The sequence below is a fragment of the Streptomyces sp. NPDC058751 genome (assembly GCF_042746485.1).
In the GTDB taxonomy this organism is placed as follows: domain Bacteria; phylum Actinomycetota; class Actinomycetes; order Streptomycetales; family Streptomycetaceae; genus Streptomyces.
On the sequence record NZ_JBHYPZ010000020.1, the window covers coordinates 18631 to 38842 of the forward strand.

17 protein-coding genes and 1 pseudogene are annotated in these 20212 nt (G+C 72.4%); 7 read left to right on the plus strand and 11 right to left on the minus strand.

Annotation, left to right across the window (positions count from 1 at the left end; genetic code table 11):
- Positions 1 to 135: 135 nt before the first annotated feature.
- The 3 genes from ACFW6B_RS19595 to tyrS are packed head-to-tail and all read left to right on the plus strand — an operon-like array spanning position 136 to position 4363.
- Entirely contained in the window at positions 136 to 1659 is a 1524-nt protein-coding gene (locus tag ACFW6B_RS19595; RefSeq protein ID WP_386597690.1) for a TldD/PmbA family protein, read from the plus strand.
- Positions 1656 to 3050, plus strand: coding sequence for a metallopeptidase TldD-related protein (locus ACFW6B_RS19600; protein ID WP_386597693.1), 1395 nt, complete (start codon positions 1656 to 1658; stop codon positions 3048 to 3050). Before ACFW6B_RS19595 ends, ACFW6B_RS19600 begins: the two co-directional genes overlap by 4 nt.
- A gap of 44 nt (positions 3051 to 3094) precedes the next feature.
- Positions 3095 to 4363, plus strand: coding sequence for a tyrosine--tRNA ligase (gene tyrS, locus ACFW6B_RS19605; protein WP_386597695.1), 1269 nt, complete (start codon positions 3095 to 3097; stop codon positions 4361 to 4363).
- A 107-nt stretch (positions 4364 to 4470) separates the two neighbouring features.
- On the opposite strand, the gene ACFW6B_RS19610 is transcribed toward tyrS, so the two are convergent.
- Entirely contained in the window at positions 4471 to 4746 is a 276-nt protein-coding gene (locus ACFW6B_RS19610; RefSeq protein ID WP_386597696.1) for a GlsB/YeaQ/YmgE family stress response membrane protein, read from the minus strand.
- Positions 4747 to 4986: 240 nt separating this feature from the next.
- Here ACFW6B_RS19610 and ACFW6B_RS19615 point away from each other — a divergent pair, with 240 nt between their 5' ends.
- Positions 4987 to 5376 carry a DUF3099 domain-containing protein gene (locus tag ACFW6B_RS19615; RefSeq protein WP_386597698.1) on the plus strand — a complete coding sequence of 130 codons (390 nt, stop codon included), beginning with the start codon at positions 4987 to 4989 and terminating at the stop codon, positions 5374 to 5376.
- A 351-nt stretch (positions 5377 to 5727) separates the two neighbouring features.
- Positions 5728 to 5982, plus strand: coding sequence for a hypothetical protein (locus tag ACFW6B_RS19620; protein ID WP_386597700.1), 255 nt, complete (start codon positions 5728 to 5730; stop codon positions 5980 to 5982).
- Between the two features lie 98 nt (positions 5983 to 6080).
- On the opposite strand, the gene moaA is transcribed toward ACFW6B_RS19620, so the two are convergent.
- The 3 genes from moaA to ACFW6B_RS19635 form a co-directional block, all read right to left on the minus strand.
- Positions 6081 to 7070, minus strand: coding sequence for a GTP 3',8-cyclase MoaA (gene moaA, locus ACFW6B_RS19625; protein ID WP_386597702.1), 990 nt, complete (start codon positions 7068 to 7070; stop codon positions 6081 to 6083).
- A 168-nt stretch (positions 7071 to 7238) separates the two neighbouring features.
- Entirely contained in the window at positions 7239 to 8876 is a 1638-nt protein-coding gene (locus ACFW6B_RS19630; RefSeq protein WP_386597704.1) for a cation acetate symporter, read from the minus strand.
- A complete protein-coding gene (locus tag ACFW6B_RS19635; protein ID WP_386597706.1) occupies positions 8873 to 9229 on the minus strand; it encodes a DUF485 domain-containing protein in 357 nt (118 codons plus the stop codon). The genes ACFW6B_RS19630 and ACFW6B_RS19635 overlap by 4 nt, the downstream gene beginning before the upstream one ends.
- Before the next feature lie 375 nt (positions 9230 to 9604).
- Between ACFW6B_RS19635 and ACFW6B_RS19640 the strand changes: the two are divergent.
- Together ACFW6B_RS19640 and ACFW6B_RS19645 are read left to right on the plus strand one after the other, a co-directional pair.
- A pseudogene (locus tag ACFW6B_RS19640) lies at positions 9605 to 11122 on the plus strand (S8 family serine peptidase); the annotation flags it as partial.
- Between the two features lie 117 nt (positions 11123 to 11239).
- Positions 11240 to 12769, plus strand: coding sequence for a CoA transferase (locus ACFW6B_RS19645; RefSeq protein ID WP_386597816.1), 1530 nt, complete (start codon positions 11240 to 11242; stop codon positions 12767 to 12769).
- Between the two features lie 69 nt (positions 12770 to 12838).
- Here the strand turns inward: ACFW6B_RS19645 and ACFW6B_RS19650 are convergent, their stop codons facing one another.
- From ACFW6B_RS19650 to ACFW6B_RS19680, 7 genes are all read right to left on the minus strand, one after another.
- Positions 12839 to 13882 (minus strand): zinc-dependent alcohol dehydrogenase family protein, encoded by a 1044-nt coding sequence (locus ACFW6B_RS19650; protein WP_386597709.1) that lies wholly within the window; start codon positions 13880 to 13882, stop codon positions 12839 to 12841.
- 38 nt (positions 13883 to 13920) lie between these two features.
- Entirely contained in the window at positions 13921 to 14592 is a 672-nt protein-coding gene (locus ACFW6B_RS19655; protein ID WP_386597711.1) for a lysoplasmalogenase, read from the minus strand.
- Complete coding sequence (locus ACFW6B_RS19660) at positions 14589 to 15461, minus strand: sterol desaturase family protein (RefSeq protein ID WP_386597713.1); 873 nt, start codon at positions 15459 to 15461, stop codon at positions 14589 to 14591. Before ACFW6B_RS19660 ends, ACFW6B_RS19655 begins: the two co-directional genes overlap by 4 nt.
- A 208-nt stretch (positions 15462 to 15669) precedes the next feature.
- Positions 15670 to 16938 carry an amidohydrolase family protein gene (locus tag ACFW6B_RS19665; protein ID WP_386597716.1) on the minus strand — a complete coding sequence of 423 codons (1269 nt, stop codon included), beginning with the start codon at positions 16936 to 16938 and terminating at the stop codon, positions 15670 to 15672.
- Positions 16935 to 18218, minus strand: a complete 1284-nt coding sequence (locus ACFW6B_RS19670) for an amidohydrolase family protein (protein WP_386597718.1) — start codon at positions 18216 to 18218, stop codon at positions 16935 to 16937. The genes ACFW6B_RS19665 and ACFW6B_RS19670 overlap by 4 nt, the downstream gene beginning before the upstream one ends.
- A gap of 27 nt (positions 18219 to 18245) precedes the next feature.
- Positions 18246 to 19130, minus strand: coding sequence for an SDR family NAD(P)-dependent oxidoreductase (locus ACFW6B_RS19675; protein WP_386597719.1), 885 nt, complete (start codon positions 19128 to 19130; stop codon positions 18246 to 18248).
- Entirely contained in the window at positions 19130 to 19927 is a 798-nt protein-coding gene (locus ACFW6B_RS19680) for an acetoacetate decarboxylase family protein (RefSeq protein WP_386597720.1), read from the minus strand. Before ACFW6B_RS19680 ends, ACFW6B_RS19675 begins: the two co-directional genes overlap by 1 nt.
- Positions 19928 to 20212 lie beyond the last annotated feature (285 nt).

The window sequence follows — 20212 nt, forward strand, 5'->3', positions numbered from 1 at the left end:
AAACGGGGGCCGTACGGCCGGAAGACGGACGGCCCGCGGCCGAAAGACGCGCCCGGTCCGGGCAAAGGCGTGGCCGCCGCACCCGCCCGCGCGACATGATCGGACCCGACGGGCCACGACAGCAGGGAGACCTCGGTGCCTCATTCGATCGACGAAGCCTTCACGGCGCTACCGCTGCGCGCACTCGCCGACGCCGCGCTCGCGCGGGCGCGGGCGCTGGGCGCCGATCACGCGGACTTCCGGTTCGAGCGGGTGCGCAGCGCGGCCTGGCGGCTGCGCGACGCCAAGCCGGCCGGATCGTCGGACACCACGGACCTGGGGTACGCGGTACGGGTCGTGCACGGCGGGACCTGGGGGTTCGCCTCGGGTGTGGACCTGACGATGGACGCGGCCGCGAAGGTCGCCTCGCAGGCCGTGGCGATGGCGAAGCTGTCGGCCCAGGTGATCAAGGCGGCCGGGTCGGACGAGAGGGTGGAGCTGGCCCGGGAGCCGGTGCACGCCGAGAAGACGTGGGTCTCGTCGTACGAGATCGATCCCTTCTCCGTGCCGGACGAGGAGAAGGCGGGGCTGCTGGCCGACTGGAGCGCGCGGCTGCTGGCGGCCGACGGCGTCAGTCACGTCGACGCGTCCCTGCTGACCGTGCACGAGAACAAGTTCTACGCGGACACGGCCGGGACCGTCACCACGCAGCAGCGGGTGCGGCTGCACCCGCAGTTCACGGCGGTGGCCGTCGACGAGTCCAGCGGCGAGTTCGACTCGATGCGGACGATCGCGCCCCCGGTCGGGCGGGGCTGGGAGTACCTCCAGGGCACCGGCTGGGACTGGGACGGCGAGCTGGAGCGGATCCCCGGGCTGCTCGCGGAGAAGATGCGGGCGCCGAGCGTGGAGGCGGGGGTGTACGACCTCGTCGTCGACCCGTCCAACCTGTGGCTGACCATCCACGAGTCCATCGGGCACGCGACCGAGCTGGACCGCGCGCTCGGGTACGAGGCGGCGTACGCCGGGACCTCCTTCGCCACCTTCGACCAGCTCGGCAGGCTCAAGTACGGCTCCGACCTGATGAACGTGACCGGTGACCGCACCGCCGAGCACGGTCTGGCGACCATCGGGTACGACGACGAGGGCGTCGAGGGCCAGTCCTGGGACCTGGTGAAGAAGGGCACGCTCGTCGGCTACCAGCTCGACCGGCGGATCGCGAACCTGACCGGCTTCGAGCGCTCCAACGGATGCGCGTACGCCGACTCCCCCCGGCACGTTCCCGTGCAGCGCATGGCCAACGTCTCGCTGCGCCCCGATCCCGGCGGGCTGTCCACCGAGGACCTGATCGGCGGCGTCGACCGCGGCATCTACGTCGTCGGCGACCGGTCCTGGTCCATCGACATGCAGCGCTACAACTTCCAGTTCACCGGCCAGCGCTTCTTCAGGATCGAGAACGGCCGGATCACGGGTCAGCTCCGTGATGTCGCGTACCAGGCGACGACCACAGACTTCTGGGGTTCGATGGCCGCGGTCGGCGGCCCCCAGACGTACGTCCTCGGCGGTGCCTTCAACTGCGGCAAGGCCCAGCCGGGCCAGGTCGCCGCGGTCTCGCACGGCTGCCCCTCCGCCCTCTTCAAGGGTGTCAACATCCTCAACACCACCCAGGAGGCCGGTCGATGAGCGCCCGTACGAACAAGCCGCACGAGATCGTCGAGCGCGCCCTCGAACTGTCCCGGGCCGACGGCTGTGTGGTGATCGCGGACGAGCAGTCCACCGCCAACCTCCGATGGGCGGGGAACGCGCTCACCACGAACGGGGTCACGCGCGGGCGCACGCTCACCGTGATCGCCACCGTCGACGGGCGCGAGGGCACCGCGTCCGGCGTGGTCTCGCGTTCGGCCGTGACCGCCGACGAGCTGGAGCCCCTGGTGCGGGCGGCCGAGGCGGCGGCGCGCGGCGCCGGTCCCGCCGAGGACGGCCGGCCGCTGGTGACGGGCGTGCCGGAGTCCCCCGACTTCACGGACGCGCCCGCCGAGACGTCCTCCACCGTCTTCGCCGACTTCGCGCCGGCGCTCGGCGAGGCGTTCGCCCGCGCGCGGGCGGGCGGCCGTGAGCTGTACGGCTTCGCCAACCACGAGCTGGTCTCCAGCTACCTCGGCACGTCGACGGGGCTGCGGCTGCGGCACGACCAGCCGAACGGGACGCTGGAGGTCAACGCCAAGTCCCCGGACCGTACGCGTTCGGCCTGGGCGGGACGCTCGACGCGGGACTTCAAGGACGTCGACCCCGCCTCGATGGACGCGGAGCTGGCGGTGCGGCTCGGCTGGGCGGAGCGGCGCGTCGAGCTGCCCGCCGGACGCTACGAGACCCTGCTGCCGCCGACCGCGGTCGCGGACCTGCTGATCTACCAGATGTGGTCGGCCGCCGCCCGGGACGCCGCCGAGGGCCGGACCGTCTTCAGCAAGCCCGGCGGCGGCACGCGGATCGGCGAGCGGCTGACGGATCTGCCGCTGACGCTGCGCAGCGACCCGAACGAGCCGGGGCTGGAGTCCGCTCCCTTCGTGCTCGCGCACTCCTCGGGCGACGACGCCTCCGTGTTCGACAACGGGCTGCCGCTGGGGGCCACCGACTGGATCCGGGAGGGCGAGCTGCGGCACCTGTCCACCACCCGGCACAGCGCGGACCTGACCGGGCTGCCGGTGACGCCGTCGATCGGGAACCTCGTCCTGGACGGCGGGGAGGACCGCTCCCTGGAGGAGATGGTCGCCGCCACCGAGCGCGGTCTGCTGCTGACCTGTCTCTGGTACATCCGCGAGGTCGACCCGGCGACGCTGCTGCTGACCGGGCTCACCCGTGACGGCGTCTACCTCGTCGAGGACGGCGAGGTCGTGGGCGAGGTGAACAACTTCCGGTTCAACGAGTCCCCGGTGGACCTGCTGGGCCGGGCCGTGGAGGCGGGACGGACGGAGAAGACGCTGCCCCGCGAGTGGAGCGACTGGTTCACCCGGGCCGCGATGCCCGCGCTGCGGGTGCCGGATTTCAATATGAGTTCTGTCAGCCAGGGCGTATAACCTCGTACCTGATTCACGAGACCACCCGAGGAGATACGAGAACCGTGACGGACATCGTCGACGAGCTGAAGTGGCGGGGCCTGTTCTCCCTGTCCACCGACGAAGATGCTTTGCGCAAGGCGCTCGCGGACGGTCCCGTCACGTTCTATTGCGGCTTCGACCCGACCGCGCCCAGCCTGCACGTCGGCCACCTCGTGCAGGTGCTCACGATGCGCCGGCTCCAGCGGGCCGGGCTGCGGCCGCTCGCCCTGGTGGGCGGGGCGACGGGCCAGATCGGCGACCCCCGCCCGACGGCCGAGCGCACCCTGAACGACCCGGAGACGGTCGCGAACTGGGTGACGCGGCTGCGTTCGCAGATCGAGCCGTTCCTGTCCTTCGAGGGCGAGAACCCCGCGGTCATGGTGAACAACCTGGACTGGACGGCCGGGCTGTCGGCCATCGAGTTCCTGCGGGACATCGGCAAGCACTTCCGCGTCAACAAGATGCTGACCAAGGACTCCGTGGCCCGTCGCCTGGAGTCCGAGGAGGGCATCAGCTACACGGAGTTCAGCTACCAGCTGCTCCAGGGCATGGACTTCCTGGAGCTGTACCGCCGGTACGGCTGCACCCTCCAGCAGGGCGGCAGCGACCAGTGGGGCAACCTCACGGCGGGCCTGGACCTGATCCACCGCCTGGAGCCGACGGCGCACGTGCACGCGCTGGCGACGCCGCTGATGGTCAAGGCGGACGGCACCAAGTTCGGCAAGACCGAGGGCGGCGCCGTCTGGCTCGACCCCGAGATGACGACGCCGTACGCGTTCTACCAGTTCTGGCTGAACGTGGACGACCGTGACGTCTCGACGTACATGCGCATCCTGTCCTTCAGGTCCCCCGAGGAGCTGGAGGAGCTGGAGAAGCAGACCGAGGAGCGTCCGCAGGCCCGTGCCGCCCAGCGCGCGCTGGCCGAGGAGCTGACGACGCTGGTGCACGGCGCCGACCAGACGGCCGCCGTGATCGCCGCGTCCAAGGCCCTCTTCGGGCAGGGCGAGCTGACCGACCTCGACGAGCGCACGCTCGCCGCGGCCCTGTCCGAGGTGCCGCACATCCAGGTCGCCGAGGCGGGTCTGGTCGTGGACCTGTTCGCGGAGGTCGGCCTGGTGGCCAGCAAGTCGGCCGCGCGCCGCACGGTCAAGGAGGGCGGCGCCTACGTGAACAACGTGAAGGTCGGCGCCGAGGACGCGGTCCCGGCGAAGGAGGACCTGCTGCACGGGCGCTGGCTGGTGCTGCGCCGGGGCAAGAAGAGCCTGGCCGCGGTCGAGGTCACGGGCGGCTGAGGCCTCCCGCGGCGGCGTCCGCGCGGTACGGAGGGGCGGCTCCCCGGCGGGGCCGCCCCTCCGTCGTTCCGCCGCTCACGGACGGGCCGGGCGGCGGTGCGCCGGTCTCAGGCCCTGACCTTGTCGCCCCGCAGGGCGATGTAGAGCATGTCGCCGAGGAAGACGATCACGATCGCGGCGGCGAGCTGCAGCGCGTGCCGTCCCCAGTCGATGCCCCTGGTCTCGGCGATGCCGATGCCCCGGGCGATCGCGTTGCCGACGATCGCTCCGAGGATGCCGAAGACGGTGGTCAGCCAGAGGGGGCTGTGCTGCTTGCCCGGAATGATCGCCTTGGCGATCAGGCCCAGCACGAACCCGACGATGATCGCCCACAGCCAGCCCATGTCCGCCTCCTCGTGCCGCTCTCCGCGAGCGGTACGGCCAGTCTCCGGCTGTCCGCCATACGGCGCATGCCGGGCGGAGCCGTACGCGCTACGGCGCACCGTGTCCGGGCGGACGGGACGTGCCCCGGTCTCGAAGGCTGCGCAGACGCGGCGTACCGTGGACGCAGTCCGGTCCGCTTCCCGAACGGGTTCGTGCCGGGTACGGACCGGGGAGTGTCCGACACAGGCAGGTGGTGGAGCGTGATCAGGAAGCAGAGCAACGTCCAGGTCTTCCGGATCACCGGGGCCAGACAGAGCCTGGACGACGATGTGCGCGGCCGGCAGCGCCGCTATGTCATCTCGATGTCCGTCCGTACGGTGGCGGTGATCCTGGCGGCGACCCTGTGGAACGTCGAGCGGCCCGTCGCTCTGGTCGCTCTGGTCCTCGGGATCCTCCTCCCGTACATCGCCGTGGTCGTCGCCAACGCCGGACGTGAGAACGCGCCCTCGCTCCCCTCGACCTTCGTCGGCGCTCCGTCGCGTCCGATGATCGCGCCGCCCCGCCAGGACGGCTCCGGGGAGGGGGCCTCCGAGGGCGCCGCGACCGGTCCCGAGGCGCGTCCGGGGGCCGAGCCGCACGACCGGGGCTGAGACCGGGCCGGAGCCGAACTCGCCCCGGAAAAAGGCCTGTTCGGCTTCGGACTGACGTCGGCGGATCATCCGGAAACGGAATGTCCCCGCGCGGGCAAGCTCAAGAAAAGCTCAGATCAATCATGTTGTTCCGGTGCCGGGCGGCGGGTTACCCGTGACATACTTCGTACGCGCTCCGCATCCCCCGTCGGAGCGACGGACCGACGCCGGGCAGCTCCCCCCGTGGCTGCTCGGCGTCGCCTTTGCGACCCCTCGGAGCGCGGCCCGTGGGCGGCCTTCGGAGCCGGCCGCCGGGCGCTTCCGCCCACCGCGCGGAGCGCGTGCCACGAGGCCTCGGCTAGGGTCGGCAGGGTGATCTCGAACGCCCCCGGCTCCGGTCCCGCCTCCCCCGTCTGCTCGGCCAAGGCCTGTCGCGCGGACGCCGTGTGGGTGATCGCCTGGAACAACCCGAAGCTGCACACGCCCGAGCGCCGCAAGACCTGGCTCGCGTGCGAGGAGCACCGCGAGCACCTGTCGCAGTTCCTCGGGGTGCGCGGGTTCCTGAAGGACGTCGTGCCCCTCGCCGAGTGGGAGTCCTCCCGGCCCGCGGAGGGCGGGCAGGCATAGCCGCTCCCGCCCATCCCGTCAGCCGCCACTCCCGTCAGCCACCGGTCACCGGCGGCGCGCGGTCGGTCCGGCCGCCGGCCCCGGATCGGGCGGTCGCCCTAGCCGCCGATCGCGGACATCGGGCGGTCGGGCTGCACGAACGACGGGTCGTCCAGGCCCGCTCCCGCCTTCTTGCCCCACATCGCGACCCGCCAGAGGCGGGCGATCTCCTCGTCGGGCGCGCCCGAGCGCAGCGCGCCCCGCAGGTCGGTCTCCTCCGCGGCGAACAGGCAGGTGCGCACCTGGCCGTCGGCGGTGAGGCGGGTGCGGTCGCAGGCCGCGCAGAACGGGCGGGTGACCGAGGCGATCACCCCGACGCGGTGCGGGCCGCCGTCGACGATCCAGCGCTCGGCGGGCGCGGAGCCCCGCTCCTTCGCGCCTTCCTCGGCCAGGTGGAAGCGGGTGCGCAGCGAGGCGAGGATGTCGCCGGCGGTGACCATGCCCTCGCGCTTCCAGCCGTGCTGGGCGTCCAGGGGCATCTGCTCGATGAAGCGGAGTTCGTAGTCGTGCTCCATGGCCCAGGCCAGCAGGTCCGGGGCCTCGTCGGCGTTCAGGCCCGGCATCAGCACCGAGTTGATCTTGACGGGGGTCAGGCCGGCCTCGCGGGCGGCTTCGAGCCCCTCGACGACGTCCTTGTGACGGTCCCGGCGGGTGAGGATCTTGAAGACGTCGGGCCGCAGGGTGTCCAGCGAGACGTTCACCCGGTCAAGGCCGGCGGCCTTCAGGGCGTTCGCGGTGCGCTTGAGGCCGATGCCGTTGGTGGTGAGGGACATCTGCGGGCGGGGGGCGAGGGCCGCGACCCGCTCGACGATGCCGGGCAGTCCGGGGCGCAGCAGGGGCTCACCGCCGGTGAAGCGGACCTCTTCGATGCCGAGGAGGGTGACCGCGATCCCTATCAGGCGGACGATCTCGTCGTCGGTGAGCAGGTCGGGCTTGGCGAGCCACTGCAGTCCCTCCTCGGGCATGCAGTACGTGCAGCGGAGGTTGCACCGGTCCGTCAGTGAGACACGCAGGTCGGTGGCGACCCGGCCGTAGGTGTCGATGAGCACGTGGCCCCCTCCCTCGGTACCGATCTCTTTCTCGGGATACCTGTGAGCCTACGCGACGGCACCGACAGGAACAGCGGCCGATCCCCCGGAACGCGGCGCGGGCCCGTCGTGGGTACCCGCCGGCGGTGGTCCGCCGGTGGCCCCGACGGGCCCGCGCGATGCCGGTGGCTAGTGCGCCCCGGTGCCGGTCAGGGAGCGGACCTCCAGCTCCGCGAACTTGCCGGCGTCGGGTTCTTCCTTGGAGAGCAGGGTGCCCAGCCAGCCCAGCAGGAAGCCGACGGGGATGGAGATGAGGCCGGGGTTCTCCAGCGGGAACCAGTGGAAGTCGACGTCCGGGAACATCGAGCTGGGCTTGCCGGAGACGACCGGGGAGAACAGCACCAGGCCGACCGCCGTGGCCAGGCCGCCGTAGATCGACCAGAGGGCGCCCGCGGTGGTGAACCTCTTCCAGAACAGGCTGTAGAGGATCGTCGGCAGGTTGGCGGAGGCGGCGACCGCGAAGGCGAGGGCGACGAGGCCGGCGACGTTGAGGTCGCGGGCGAGGGCGCCCAGCAGGATGGACACGGCACCGATGCCGACCGTCGCGTACCTGGCGGCCTTCATCTCCTCCTTCTCCGACGCCTGCCCCTTCTTGATCACGTTCGCGTAGATGTCGTGCGCGAAGGAGGAGGACGAGGCGAGCGTCAGTCCCGCGACGACCGCGAGGATCGTGGCGAAGGCGACGGCGGAGATGGTGGCGAGCAGGATCGCGCCCCAGTTGGAGTCCACGCCACCGAGATGGAGGGCGAGCAGGGGTGCGGCGGTGTTGCCCGCCTTGTTGGAGGCGACGATCTCGTCCGGCTTGATCAGCGCGGCGGCGCCGAAGCCGAGGGCGAGGGTCATCAGGTAGAAGGCTCCGATGAGGCCGATCGCCCAGTTGACCGACTTCCGCGCGGTCTTGGCCGTGGGCACGGTGTAGAAACGGATCAGGATGTGCGGCAGGCCGGCGGTGCCGAGGACCAGCGCCATGCCGAGGGAGATGAAGTCCAGCTTGGTGGTGGACGTGGCCCCGTACTTGAGGCCGGGTTCCAGGAAGGGCGAGCCCTTGCCGCTGTTCTCGGCCGCACTGCCCAGCAGATCGGAGATGTTGAAGTGGAACTTCAGCAGGACGAGGAAGGTGAGCAGCAGGGCGCCGGCGATGAGCAGGACCGCCTTGACCATCTGCACCCAGGTGGTGCCCTTCATGCCGCCGATGGTGACGTACACGATCATCAGGACGCCGACGAGCGCGACGATGCCGATCTTGCCGCCGTCGCTGGTGATGCCGAGGAGCAGCGAGACGAGGACGCCCGCGCCCGCCATCTGGGCCAGCAGGTAGAAGATCGACACGACGATGGTGGAGGTGCCCGCGGCGGTGCGCACCGGGCGCTGGCGCATGCGGTAGGCGAGGACGTCGCCCATCGTGTAGCGGCCGGAGTTGCGCAGGGGTTCGGCGACCAGGAGCAGGGCGACCAGCCAGGCGACCAGGAAGCCGATGGAGTACAGGAAGCCGTCGTAGCCGAAGAGGGCGATCGCGCCGGCGATGCCGAGGAAGGAGGCGGCGGACATGTAGTCGCCGGAGACGGCGAGTCCGTTCTGGAATCCGGTGAACTGGCGTCCGCCCGCGTAGAAGTCGGCGGCGTCCTTGGTCTGGCGGCCGGCCCAGACGGTGATGACGAGGGTCGCGGCGACGAACACCGCGAACAGGGTGATGATCAGCGGGCGGTGCTCGCTCGCCTCGCCCGCGGCCAGCACGGTCTGGTGCGCGGTGGTCCGTACGGGGCTCATGCGCCGCCCTCCATCCGGGACTTGATGGCCTCGGCCTTGGGGTCGAGCTGGGCGGCCGCGTGCCGTGAGTACCACCAGGCGATGAGGAAGGTGGTGAGGAACTGGGCGAGGCCGAGCACCAGGGCGACGTTGACGTTGCCGAACAGCTTGGTGCCCATGAAGTCGCCCGCGTAGTTCGAGAGCAGGACGTACAGCAGGTACCAGAAGATGAATCCGACGGTCAGCGGGAAGGCGAACGAGCGGTAGGAGCTGCGGAGTTCACCGAATTCGGTGCTCTCCTGCATCTCGACGAACTTCTCCGTGGACGGGAGTTGGGCTCCGGTCCGCGCGGGTGGTGGTGCGTCGGTGGCCACGGTGTCTCCTCGCGTTGCGGGTGTGGTTGCGACGGGGAACGGGGACGGGTCGGGGCCGGCGGACGGGGACGGTTCGGGTACGGACATGGGACTTCGACCTCACCTCGGCGTGCGTCTCGTGACGGAATGAAACCGTTCGCATCCTTTCCGTGATCCACGTAGGGGAATCGATCGTCCACGGGCTCCCTGCCCAAGGTCACGGCGCCACGCGTGGACCGGTTCAACCCGCCCGGCTTCTTTCGGAAGTCGTCACCGGAAGTCATTGCTGGCCCGGTCGGCGACGGGATAGCTTCTGCCTGCACCATTCCGTCATGTACCTGCCCGAGCACCATCCGTGTTCGGGCATCTCCGTTTTCCGGATGATGTGGAGATCCCATGGCTCATCTGCGTTCCAGGCACCGTCTCGCCCTCGCCGTGCCGGTCGTTCTGTCGCTCACCGCCTCGCTCGGCTTCCTGCCGGGCGTCGCGTCGGCCGCCCCTCTCGGCACGCCCGCCGCGACGACCGCGGAGGGGCCGAACCTCTCGTACGTGGTCAACACGGCGACGGACCACCGCACGGTCGCGGCGGTGAAGCGGGCGATCGGCGCGGCCGGCGGCAGTGTCGTCATCGCGTACGAGCAGATCGGCGTGATCGTCGTCCACTCCACGAACCCGGACTTCGGCCGGCAGATCCGGACGGTGCGCGGAGTGCAGTCGGCCGGTGCCACCCGCACCTCGCCGCTGAAGCCCGCGGGCACGACGGACGAGGGCGCGGTGCAGGTGCTGTCCGCCACCGAGGCCGCCGAGGTCGCGAAGAGCGCCGACGCGGGCCAGGAGCCCCTCGAGGCCGACCAGTGGGACCTGCGCGCGATAGGCGCCGACAAGGCCGCCGCGGTCAACCCCGGCAGCAGGAAGGTGACCGTCGCGGTGATCGACACCGGCGTCGACGACACGCACCCCGACATCGCGCCCAACTTCTCCGCGTCGCAGTCGGCGAACTGCGTGGGCGGCAAGCCGGACACGACGTCCGGTTCCTGGCGCCCGGCGGACGCCGACCACTACCACGGCACGCACGTCGCGGGAGAGATCGCGGCCGCCCGCAACGGCATCGGTGTCGCGGGTGTCGCGCCGGGCGTGAAGGTCGCCGGCATCACCGTCGCCGAGCCCGACTCCACCCAGCTCTTCTTCCCGGAGAGCGTCGTGTGCGCCTTCGTGTTCGCCGCCGACCACGGCGTCGAGATCACCAACAACAGCTACTACGTGGACCCGTGGCTGTACAACTGCCTCGACGACCCCGACCAGAAGGCCATCGTCGACGCCGTCAACCGCGCCCAGCTCTACGCCCAGCGGAAGGGCACGCTGAACGTCGCCGCGGCGGGCAACTCCAACGACGACCTCGACTCGGACGCCCTGACCGACGACTCCAGCCCCGACGACTCGACCCCCACGACGCGGACGGTCGACCCGCACGAGTGCTTCGACGTCCCGACCCAGCTGCCCGGTGTCGTCACGGTCTCCTCGACCGGCGTCAAGGGCGCCAAGTCCTACTTCTCCAGTTACGGGAAGGGCGTCGTCGACGTCGCGGCCCCTGGCGGCGACCGCTACCAGATCCCGGACACGCCCTCGAAGAACGGCCGCATCCTCTCCACGCTGCCGAACAACGCGTACGGCTTCCTGCAGGGCACCTCGATGGCGACCCCGCACGTCGCCGGCGTGGCCGCGCTCCTGAAGTCCAGGTACCCCTGGGCGACGGCCGCCCAGCTCCAGCTCCTCCTCAAGGCCGAGGCCGACAACCCGGGTTGCCCGGCCGAACCGTACGACGGCAACGGAGACGGCGTCGTCGACGCGACCTGCGTCGGCGGCAAGCACGTGAACGGCTTCTACGGACCCGCCAGCCACCCCCCCCTGCGGGCCCACACCACCCCCCCCCCCAACCCCCCCTGCCCCCGCCCGCCGCACAGGACGGCGGCCGGGGCCACGCCGTCGGGGCCGCCTCCCGTGTTGATCGCGTCCACACCGCATAGTGCCGGTATGACGCGTACACCGATGGCCGCTGTGTGGGAGGAACTGGGCGGAGACCCGGCGCTGCTCTTTGGGGTGTCGACCGTGGCACGGGCGGGGGCGCTGGAATCGGCCCTGCCCGTACGCGAGTCGGCACGTGCCTGCGTGGGGGTCTGCGCGCTCGCGGCCGCCGAGCTGGGGGCCCGGCGGGCCGGGCTCGCGCGGGTCCCCGGGGTGAGCGTGGACGACGGCGCCGTCGCCACGGCCTTCGTCAGCGAACGGCACCTGCGGATCGACGGACGCGCGCCGCTGAACTTCGCCCCGCTGTCCCGGTTCTGGCGGACCGCGGACGGCTGGGTGCGGACGCACGCGAACTATCCGCACCACCGGGCCCGGCTGCTGGACGCGCTGGGCGCGCCGGACGACGCCGGCCCCGAGGAGGTGGCCGCCCTGCTCGCCGGGCGTTCCGCGCGGGAGACCGAGGAGACGGTGTACGCCGCCGGCGGCCTCGCCGTCGCGCTGCGCACGCCACGGGAGTGGGCCGCACACGCTCAGGGCCTCGCCCTGGCGGAGCACCCGCTGATCGAGCGGAACCCGCCTGCCGACCGGGACGCTCCGGCCGGGCCGGGCGGGTCCGCCGGGACGAGGGCGGGGGGCCTCGCCCCGCTGTCCGCCGGCGGTCCGCTGCTGCCCGCCGCCGGCGTGCGCGTCCTGGACCTGACCCGGGTCATCGCGGGCCCGGTCGCCACCCGTACCCTCGCCCTGCTGGGCGCCGACGTGCTGCGCGTGGACGCGCCCGGGCTGCCCGAGGACCCGGACGCGCACGCGGACACGGGCTTCGGCAAGCGCTCGGCCCTGCTGGACCTGGCGGCGGACCGCCGCGCCCTCGACGAGCTGCTGGCCTCGGCGGACGTGGTCGTCACCGGGTACCGGCCCGGCGCCCTGGACCGCTTCGGCCTCTCCCCCGAAGCACTGGCCGAGCGTCGTCCCGGGCTCGTGGTGGCGCAGGTGTCGGCGTGGGGGACGTACGGGCCCTGGGGCGGACGGCGGGGCTTCGACAGCCTGGTGCAGGTGGCCACCGGGATCGCGGTGACGGAGGGATCGGCCGGGCGGCCGGGCGCGCTGCCGGCACAGGCGCTCGACCACGGCACCGGCTACCTGCTGGCGGCCGCGGTCCTGCGGGCGCTGACCGAACGGCTGGAGCGGGGCCACGGCCGCGTCGTACGGCTGGCACTGGCGCGCACGGCGATGTGGCTGACGGACGGGACCGGGCGAGCGGGGGCACCCGGCACGGCACCGGCCCCCTCGAAGGGGGAACCCGGCGCGGCGCCCGCCCCCTCGGCGCGTACGGCGCCCGCCCCCTCGTCGGAGGAACCCGGTGCCGTACCGGACGCCACGGTGGGGGAACCGTACGACCACCCCGACGCCTGGCTGGCCGAGCGGACCGGCCCCGTCGGCCGTCTCCGCCACGCCCTGCCCCCGGTCTCCTTCACCGGCGGCCCCACCGACTGGTCGCGCCCGCCGGGCCGCTGGGGGACGGACCCCGCGCGCTGGGCCTGAGGGCACCGGTGCCCGACGGGTACGGGCACGGGCCGGTGACCCGGCCGGTGCCCGGGTTCGGGGACCGTGTCAGCCGGTGACGAGGACCTTCAGCGCCGTCCGCTCGTCCATCGCCTTGTAGCCCTCGGGCACGCCCTCCAGGCCGACGGTCATGTCGAAGACCGGCGACGGGTCGATGGTGCCGTCGAGGACGTCGGGCAGCAGCTCGGGGATGTACGCGCGCACCGGGGCGACCCCGCCGCGCAGGGCGATGTTCCGGTCGAACATGACGCCCAGGTCGAGGCCCGTACCACTGCCGTGGGGCACTCCGACGAAGCCGATCGCGCCGCCGTCGCGGGTGATGTTCACGGCCGTGCTCATGGACTGCTCGGTGCCGACCGCCTCGACGACGCACATCGCGCCCTGGCCCCCGGTCAGCTCGCGGACGGCCTCGACGGCCGCCTCGCCGCGCTCGGCGACGACGTCCGTGGCGCCGAAGCGGCGGGCGATGTCGGTGCGGACCTGGTGGCGGCCGAGTGCGATGATCCGCTCGGCGCCGAGCCGCTTGGCCGCGAGGACGGCGCACAGGCCGACGGCCCCGTCGCCCACGACGGCGACGGTCGCGCCCTTGCGGACACCGGCGCCGAGGGCCGCGTGGTGGCCGGTGCCGAGGACGTCGGAGAGCGTCAGCAGCGCGGACAGCAGGTGGTCGTCGGAGGCCGCCTCCTTGGGCAGCTGCACGAGGGTGCCGTCGGCGAAGGGGACGCGCACGGCCTCGCCCTGGCCGCCGTCGTAGCCGACGGAGCCCCAGAAGCCGCCGTGCACGCACGAGGTGGTGAGCCCGTCCCGGCAGTACTCGCACACGCCGTCGGACCACATGAAGGGCGCCACGACCAGGTCGCCGCGCCGGACGCCGGTCACCGCGGAGCCCGTCTCCTCCACGACGCCGAGGAACTCGTGCCCGATCCGCTGGCCCGGCTGCCGGGCCGCCTCGCCCCGGTACGCCCACAGGTCGCTGCCGCAGATGCAGGAACGCAGCACCCGCACGATCGCGTCGGTGGGAAGCTGCACCATGGGCTCGGGCACCTCCTCCACACGCATGTCGAACGGGGCGTGGATGGTGGTGGCGCGCATGGCGAGGATCCTTCTCGTGCGAAGCGGGGGGGATGCGCTCAGGGGGTGGTCGAGCGCACCTCACCGTACGCCGCCGCGGACGCGCGTCGCGCGCCGAGGGGGTCGAGCACCCCGCGGACCAGCAGGAACTGGGCCGCGATGTACGTGAGCATGACCCAGAAGGCCGCCTTCGGGAGCTGTGGCCAGTCGGCCGCGCCGGTGGCGATCAGCGTGTCCGAGAGCATGAAGAGGGCGCCGCCGAGCGCCGCGACGGGCCCGAGGCGCGTGGCCCCGTAGGCCATCGCGGTCAGCAGCAGGCTGTAACCGGCGACGGGGACGCGCAGGCCGGCCGGCAGGCCGGGCCACAGCAGGACGACGAGGGCGACCAGGGCCGTGGCGTACGCGAGGACGAGCCGTACGTCCCGTACGCGTGCCGTCCTGCGGAAAAGCACGAGGTAGTACACGTGCCCCGCCGCGAAGGAGGCCATGCCGGCGAGGAAGGCGGGGTCGGCGTCGGACATGAGCGCGAGGTCGCCGCACCAGCCGAGGAACAGGGCCGCGAGGAGCAGCCGTGGTGCGCCGCGTGCGCCGGCGTACGCGGCGAGCAGCGGCATCAGGAGCGGCTTGGCGATCCGGTGCCCGGCACCGTATCCGGCGAGCAGCGAGAGGAGGTCGGCGGCCGCCGCCAGCGCGAAGCAGACGAGCAGGACGCGCGCGGTGCGCGGGCTCACGCGACGGGTTCCGCGGCCGGGGCCTGCGCGGCGGCCGGCGGGGCGGGCTGCCAGCCGGGCCCGCCGAGGAGCCGTCCGGCGCGCTCGCGCCAGTTCGCCGCCGCCCTCAGGTCGCGGGCGATGGCGGTGTACTCGTGGGTGGCCACGCGCAGCGGGTTGTACATGGAGATGTTCTTGGTGAGCCCGTAGACGGGCCGTTCGGTCTCCGCGACGAACGATCCGAAGAGCCGGTCCCAGACGATGAGGATGCCGCCGAAGTTGCGGTCCAGGTAGCCGCCCTGGGAGGCGTGGTGGACGCGGTGGTGGGAGGGCGTGTTGAGGACGGACTCGAACCAGCGGGGCATCTTGTCGATGCGCTCGGTGTGGATCCAGAACTGGTAGACGAGGCTCACCGACGAGCAGAACGCGAGCGCGGCCGGGTGCACCCCGAGCGCGACCATCGGGAGGTAGAACGGCCACGACGTCCAGCCGGTCCAGGGCTGGCGCAGCGCGGTGGTGAGGTTGAACTTCCGGCTGGAGTGGTGCACGACGTGGCAGGCCCACAGGAGGCGGATCACGTGGTGGCCGCGGTGGGACCAGTAGTAGAAGAAGTCCTGGGCGAGCAGCATCAGCGGGATCGTCCACCACAGGACCGGCACCCGCAGCGGCGTCAGTTCGTAGAGCGCCGTGTAGACCGCGACGATCGGGATCTTCCACAGGAAGTCGAAGAACAGGCTGCCGAGTCCCATGCCGAGGCTCGTCGCGGCGTCCTTCGTCTCGTACCCGGCGGCGTCCTCGTCCGGATGGACGCGGACGCTCACCATCTCGATCACGGCGAGGAGGACGAACGCGGGTATCGACCAGAGCACGACATCGGGCAGGTTCGGCATGGGTGAACCGTAGATGCGCTGGTCGGCCGCGTACAGAGGCTGTTACCAACAAGTATTACCGGCGGTACGCGCCGATTTCCCGGCGGTCTCCGCCAAGAGCGTTCACGCGGGGCCGTACCGCGGGGGCCGTACCGCGGGGGCCGTACGCCCCCCGCCCGCCGCTCCGGGCGCGGCGCCGGCGGTCGCCGCGCCCGCGCGGACCCCGTGCTCACCACACGCGCACCGAGCCTCCTCTCGCGAACACCGGGCTCGTCGCGTCGGCGGGCGGGGTGTCCAGGGGTTCGGCGATCTCGGCCACCGTGGGGCCGGCCTTGGCGGCGATCTCGTCGAGGTGGGCGAGGTCGAAGCCGTAGACGCGGGCCGCGTTGCCGCCGACCATGGCGGCGACCTCCTCGCGCGGCAGGCCCGCGTAGGCGAAGCGCAGTCCCTCGCGGGTGTAGGGGTGGGTGCCCTCGTCGTGCGGGTAGTCGCTGCCCCACATGATCTTGTCGAGGCCGATGCGGTCGCGCAGCGGGACCTCGTGGGGACGCATGAAACTGGCCCCGACGAAGCAGTTCTCGCGCCAGACCTCGGAAGGGCGTTCGCCCATCGCCGTGGCCAGCCCGGCGCCGAACTTCGACTCGGCCGTCGACGCCCTGCCCGCCGCCGCGACCAGCCGGCCGTGGTAGTAGTCCAGCATGTCGAGCACCCCGGGGATCCAGCCCGAGCCCTGCTCGGTGAGCACCAGCCTCAGGCCGGGGTGCCGGCGGAACGCGCCGCCGAACACCAGGTGCCACAGCGCCCGGTGCGAGAACCAGGTCGTCTCCACCATGAAGACCGCGCGGGCCGCCGGTTCGTCCCCGAGCGGCGGCGAGGCGGAGCCCGCGTGGTGGTTCACCGGGACGCCCAGCTCGGCGCAGGCCGCCCAGACCGGGTCGTACGCCCGTGAGTACAGCTCGGGCAGGCCCGAGCCGGGGGGTGTGCCGGGCAGCAGCAGCCCGCCCCCGAGTCCGGCGCCCGCCGACCGGTGGATCTCCTCGACCGCCGCGTCGACGTCGTTCAGGAGGATCTGGAAGACACCCGCGCGCCGGCCGGGCGCCGCCGCGCAGAAGTCGGCGAGCCAGCGGTTGTGGGCCCGCAGCCCGGCCCACCGCAGCTCGAACTCCGCCGCCGTCGGGGCCGGTGCCATGAGGGAGGCCGACGGGAAGAACGGCGGGATGGTGTTCGGGAAGACCACCTCCGCGACGATGCCGTCCTCCTCCAGCTCCGCGAGCCGCCGCGCGGAGTTCCAGTTCCGGTCGGCGGTGTCGGCGAGCAGGTCCTCGTACGGGTTGACGTAGACGGCGGCCCAGGCGTCGAAGTCGTCGTGGTACCGGCGCTCCAGGTACGGCTTGTAGTCGAGGAGGTCGGCGCCCGCGTGGCAGTCGGCGGAGATGACGGTGTAGCGGTCCTCGGCGCCCGTGCCGCCCTCTGCGCCGGCGCGGTCCCCGGCCGTCACGGGCTCACTCCCAGGACGGGGAAGTCGTGGTCCGTCAGCCAGTGGCGGCCCACCTCGCGCGAGCGCGCCCAGGACGCCTCGACCGCCGACTGGTCCTCGTCCTGGCCCAGTTCGGCCGGGGTCGGTCCGATCCGCCGGGCGATCGGGGCCAGTTCACCGACGTCGAAGCCGAACACCTCGGCCGCCGCGAGGCCGAGCATGCGGCGGGTCTCCGCCACGGGGATGTCGTGGAAGGTCCTCGCCAGCCACGCCCGGGTGTCGGGCCAGGTGCCCTCGGGGTGCGGGAAGTCGCTGCCCCAGAGGATGTTGTCGACGCCGATCTCGTAACGCTGGGCCAGCTCACGGCGCTTGGTGTTGGTGGCGCAGACGAAGACCTGCCGGTCCAGGTACTCGTGCGGGGGCCGCTTCAGCTCCGCGAAGGGCGACAGCTTCTTGCCGCCGTGCGCGCCGAGGTACAGCCGGTCCATGAACCACAGCAGGTTGGGCAGCCACCAGCAGCCGGACTCGGCGACACCGAACCGCAGCCCCGGGTGCCGCTCGAAGGCGCCCGACCAGAGCAGGAACCACAGGGGGCGCGCGGGCCACCAGGTCACCTCGGAGACGTAGATCCCCAGGTGGTCGCCGTACTCGTGGCGGGGCGCGGCGCCGGAGTGGGTGAGCACGGGCATCGCGCACTCGGCGGCCGCAGCCCACACGGGGTCGTAACGGCGGTCGTGGTAGGGCTCCTTGTCGACCCACATGGAGGGGATCATCAGCGCGCCGAGGCCCGCCTCCTTGGCGCGGTACACCTCGGCGACGACCTTCCCGGTCTCCCCGGTGACCGGCAGCAGGGCGACTCCGCAGTGCCGTTCGGGGTGTTCGGAGACGAAGTCGGCGAGCCAGCGGTTGTGGGCCCGCGCGCCCGCCATGCCGAGTTCGGGGTCCTGGTCGCCGGAGAGGCCGAGGCCCACGCCGAACGGGGCCGCGGTGCGGCTGTCCACGGCGTCCGCGTCGGGGAAGACGACCTCGGCCGCCACACCGTCGCCGTCCAGCTCCTTGAGGCGCTGCGCGGTGTCCCAGCCGCCGCGCAGGCCCTCCTCGTTGTCCTGGAACCACTTGTCCGCGAACGCCTCGTTGCGGATGCCCAGGCGGTTCATCTCCTCGCGGCGCCGGCCCTGGCCCGCGAGGAACTCGTCGAAGTCCCGGTGGAACCGGGAGTCCAGATAGGGCCGGTACTCCTCGGTGGGGAGTCCGGCGTGGCAGTCGGAGGAGATGATCAGATACGGGTCCTGTTCGCTCACCGCGCCCCCTCAGGCGAGTCGGTCGAGTCAGTCGAGGATGAAACTTTCCAGGTACGACGGATCTGCCCGCTCCAGCATCGACCGCGACCGCGCCCGGATCTGCCGGTCGCTGTGCTCGCTCTCGGGCAGCAGCCAGAAGCGGCCCGCGCGGATCCCCTCGGCGACGAGGTCGGCGACCTCCTCGACGGGGGTGAACCGCACCTCGTGGCCGGCCTCGTTCATCGCGGCCTCCCACTGGGCGAGGCTGCGGTACGGGGTCCTGCGGGGCCGCTCCTTCGCGTACCGCTCGGGCCGGTTGCGGTGCGACTCCCACAGGCCCGTGCGCAGCATGTGCGGTCCGGGGAACAGCACGGAGGCGCCCACGCGCGCGTGCTCCGCCCTCAGGTGCGCGTACAGCGACTCGGTCAGCGTCACCACGGCCGCCTTGGTGACGGCGTACACAGAGGCGGTGGGCAGCGGGGCGATCCCGCCGTCGCCGGACGAGGTGTTGACGACGTGGCCGGGCTCGCCGCCGGCGAGCATCCTGGGCACGAACGCCTGGACGCCGTGGAAGACGCCCCACACGTTGACGGCGAAGGCCCACTTCCAGTCGTTCGGGTCGTGCTCCCACATCCGGCCCTCGGCGCCGGAGCCGACACCGGCGTTGTTGCACAGGACGTGCACCGCGCCGTACGTGCCGTACACGTCCTCGGCGAGCGCGAGGACCTCGGAGCGCTCCGAGACGTCCACCACGCGCGCGTGGACGTCGGCGCCGTCCTCGCGCAGCTCTCCGGCCGCCTTCTCCAGCGCGGCCTCCTCCACGTCGGCGAGGACCACCCTCAGGCCGTCCGCCGCGAACCGCCGGGCCATCGCGAGCCCGATGCCGCTCGCCGCGCCGGTGACGACGGCGACCTGTCCCGCGCGCAGTTCCATCAGACGCTCCCCTCGGGCGGTCCGTCGAGGATCTGCCGCGGATCGTCGTAGCGCTGGTGGACGTACGGCAGCAGGGCCCGCGCGCTGACACGTTCGGCGACCCGGCCCTTCTGGTCGGTGGTCTTCTCCCCGAGGGTGATCTCCAGCAGTCTGCGTACGGGCAGATCGGCGACCGGGTCGTACATCGACTCGCGCAGGACGACGTCCCCGGTGACGCGCTCCAGGCTGCGGACCTTCTCCTCGCGCACGCAGTGCACGAGTACCGGGTCGGCGTCGAAGCCCGAACCGTCCACGGCGGGAAGGAACTTGAAGTAGAAGTCGGTCTTCCGCGCGGGTGCGGGCAGCGGCAGGGGGCCGCTCACCGCGCCGCGCACCTCGACGAAGGCGATGCCGTGCCGGGCGAGCACGGCCCGTACGACGAGCCCGTCGCGCTCGACGGTCACCTCGCCGAGCTTCTTGGGCTCCCCGAAGACCTCCCGGCCGCCGACGAGGGCCCGCTCGTGGGTCATCGGCATGACCAGCGGATACCAGCCCTCGACGTCCTCGTGCGCGGCGGCGACGGCGAACGAGCCGGCGCCCAGCGGGTATCCGGGCAGCTCGACCTTGCTGATGTTGACCCGCACCAGAGGACGCGCGGTGGGTTTCAGCGGGGGCGGCAGGACCGCCGCGACCGCGTCCGGGTCGCTCTCCCAGAGGGCCACGACGCCGGTCGACCAGATGTCGGGGAGTGCGGAGCTCGCGGCGCGTCCGGCCTCGATCTCCGCCTCGGTCCGCGCGCCGTACCTCACTCGTGCCATGTCCGTACCGCCCTTCGTAGGCGCTACCTGCTGGGGCGCGGAGCACGCTTGCACCGCACGGGTGAAAGGTCCATAGCCGTGCGTCGTCCGGAGGCCCGGGAGTTCCGCGGGCCCGGAATCCTGGGGCCCCGCAGCCCCGCAGCCCTGCAGCCCTGCAGCCCTGCAGCCCTGCAGCCCGGGAGTCGAACACCCGGTCGTCCGGGGCGCGTTCGGGAGCGGGCGGCACCTCGCCCCCGGGAGGCGGAAATAATCAGTGGCACCGAAAGTCGGCGCCCTCCTAGACTC

Bases quoted from the DNA above. Each gene is read 5' to 3' on its own strand.
- ACFW6B_RS19600 (WP_386597693.1), top strand. From the start codon at position 1,656: ATGAGCGCCCGTACGAACAAGCCGCACGAGATCGTCGAGCGCGCCCTC.
- ACFW6B_RS19610 (WP_386597696.1), bottom strand. From the start codon at position 4,746: ATGGGCTGGCTGTGGGCGATCATCGTCGGGTTCGTGCTGGGCCTGATC.
- ACFW6B_RS19630 (WP_386597704.1), bottom strand. From the start codon at position 8,876: ATGAGCCCCGTACGGACCACCGCGCACCAGACCGTGCTGGCCGCGGGC.
- ACFW6B_RS19645 (WP_386597816.1), top strand. From the start codon at position 11,240: ATGACGCGTACACCGATGGCCGCTGTGTGGGAGGAACTGGGCGGAGAC.
- ACFW6B_RS19650 (WP_386597709.1), bottom strand. From the start codon at position 13,882: ATGCGCGCCACCACCATCCACGCCCCGTTCGACATGCGTGTGGAGGAG.
- ACFW6B_RS19660 (WP_386597713.1), bottom strand. From the start codon at position 15,461: ATGCCGAACCTGCCCGATGTCGTGCTCTGGTCGATACCCGCGTTCGTC.
- ACFW6B_RS19675 (WP_386597719.1), bottom strand. From the start codon at position 19,130: ATGGAACTGCGCGCGGGACAGGTCGCCGTCGTCACCGGCGCGGCGAGC.
- ACFW6B_RS19680 (WP_386597720.1), bottom strand. From the start codon at position 19,927: ATGGCACGAGTGAGGTACGGCGCGCGGACCGAGGCGGAGATCGAGGCC.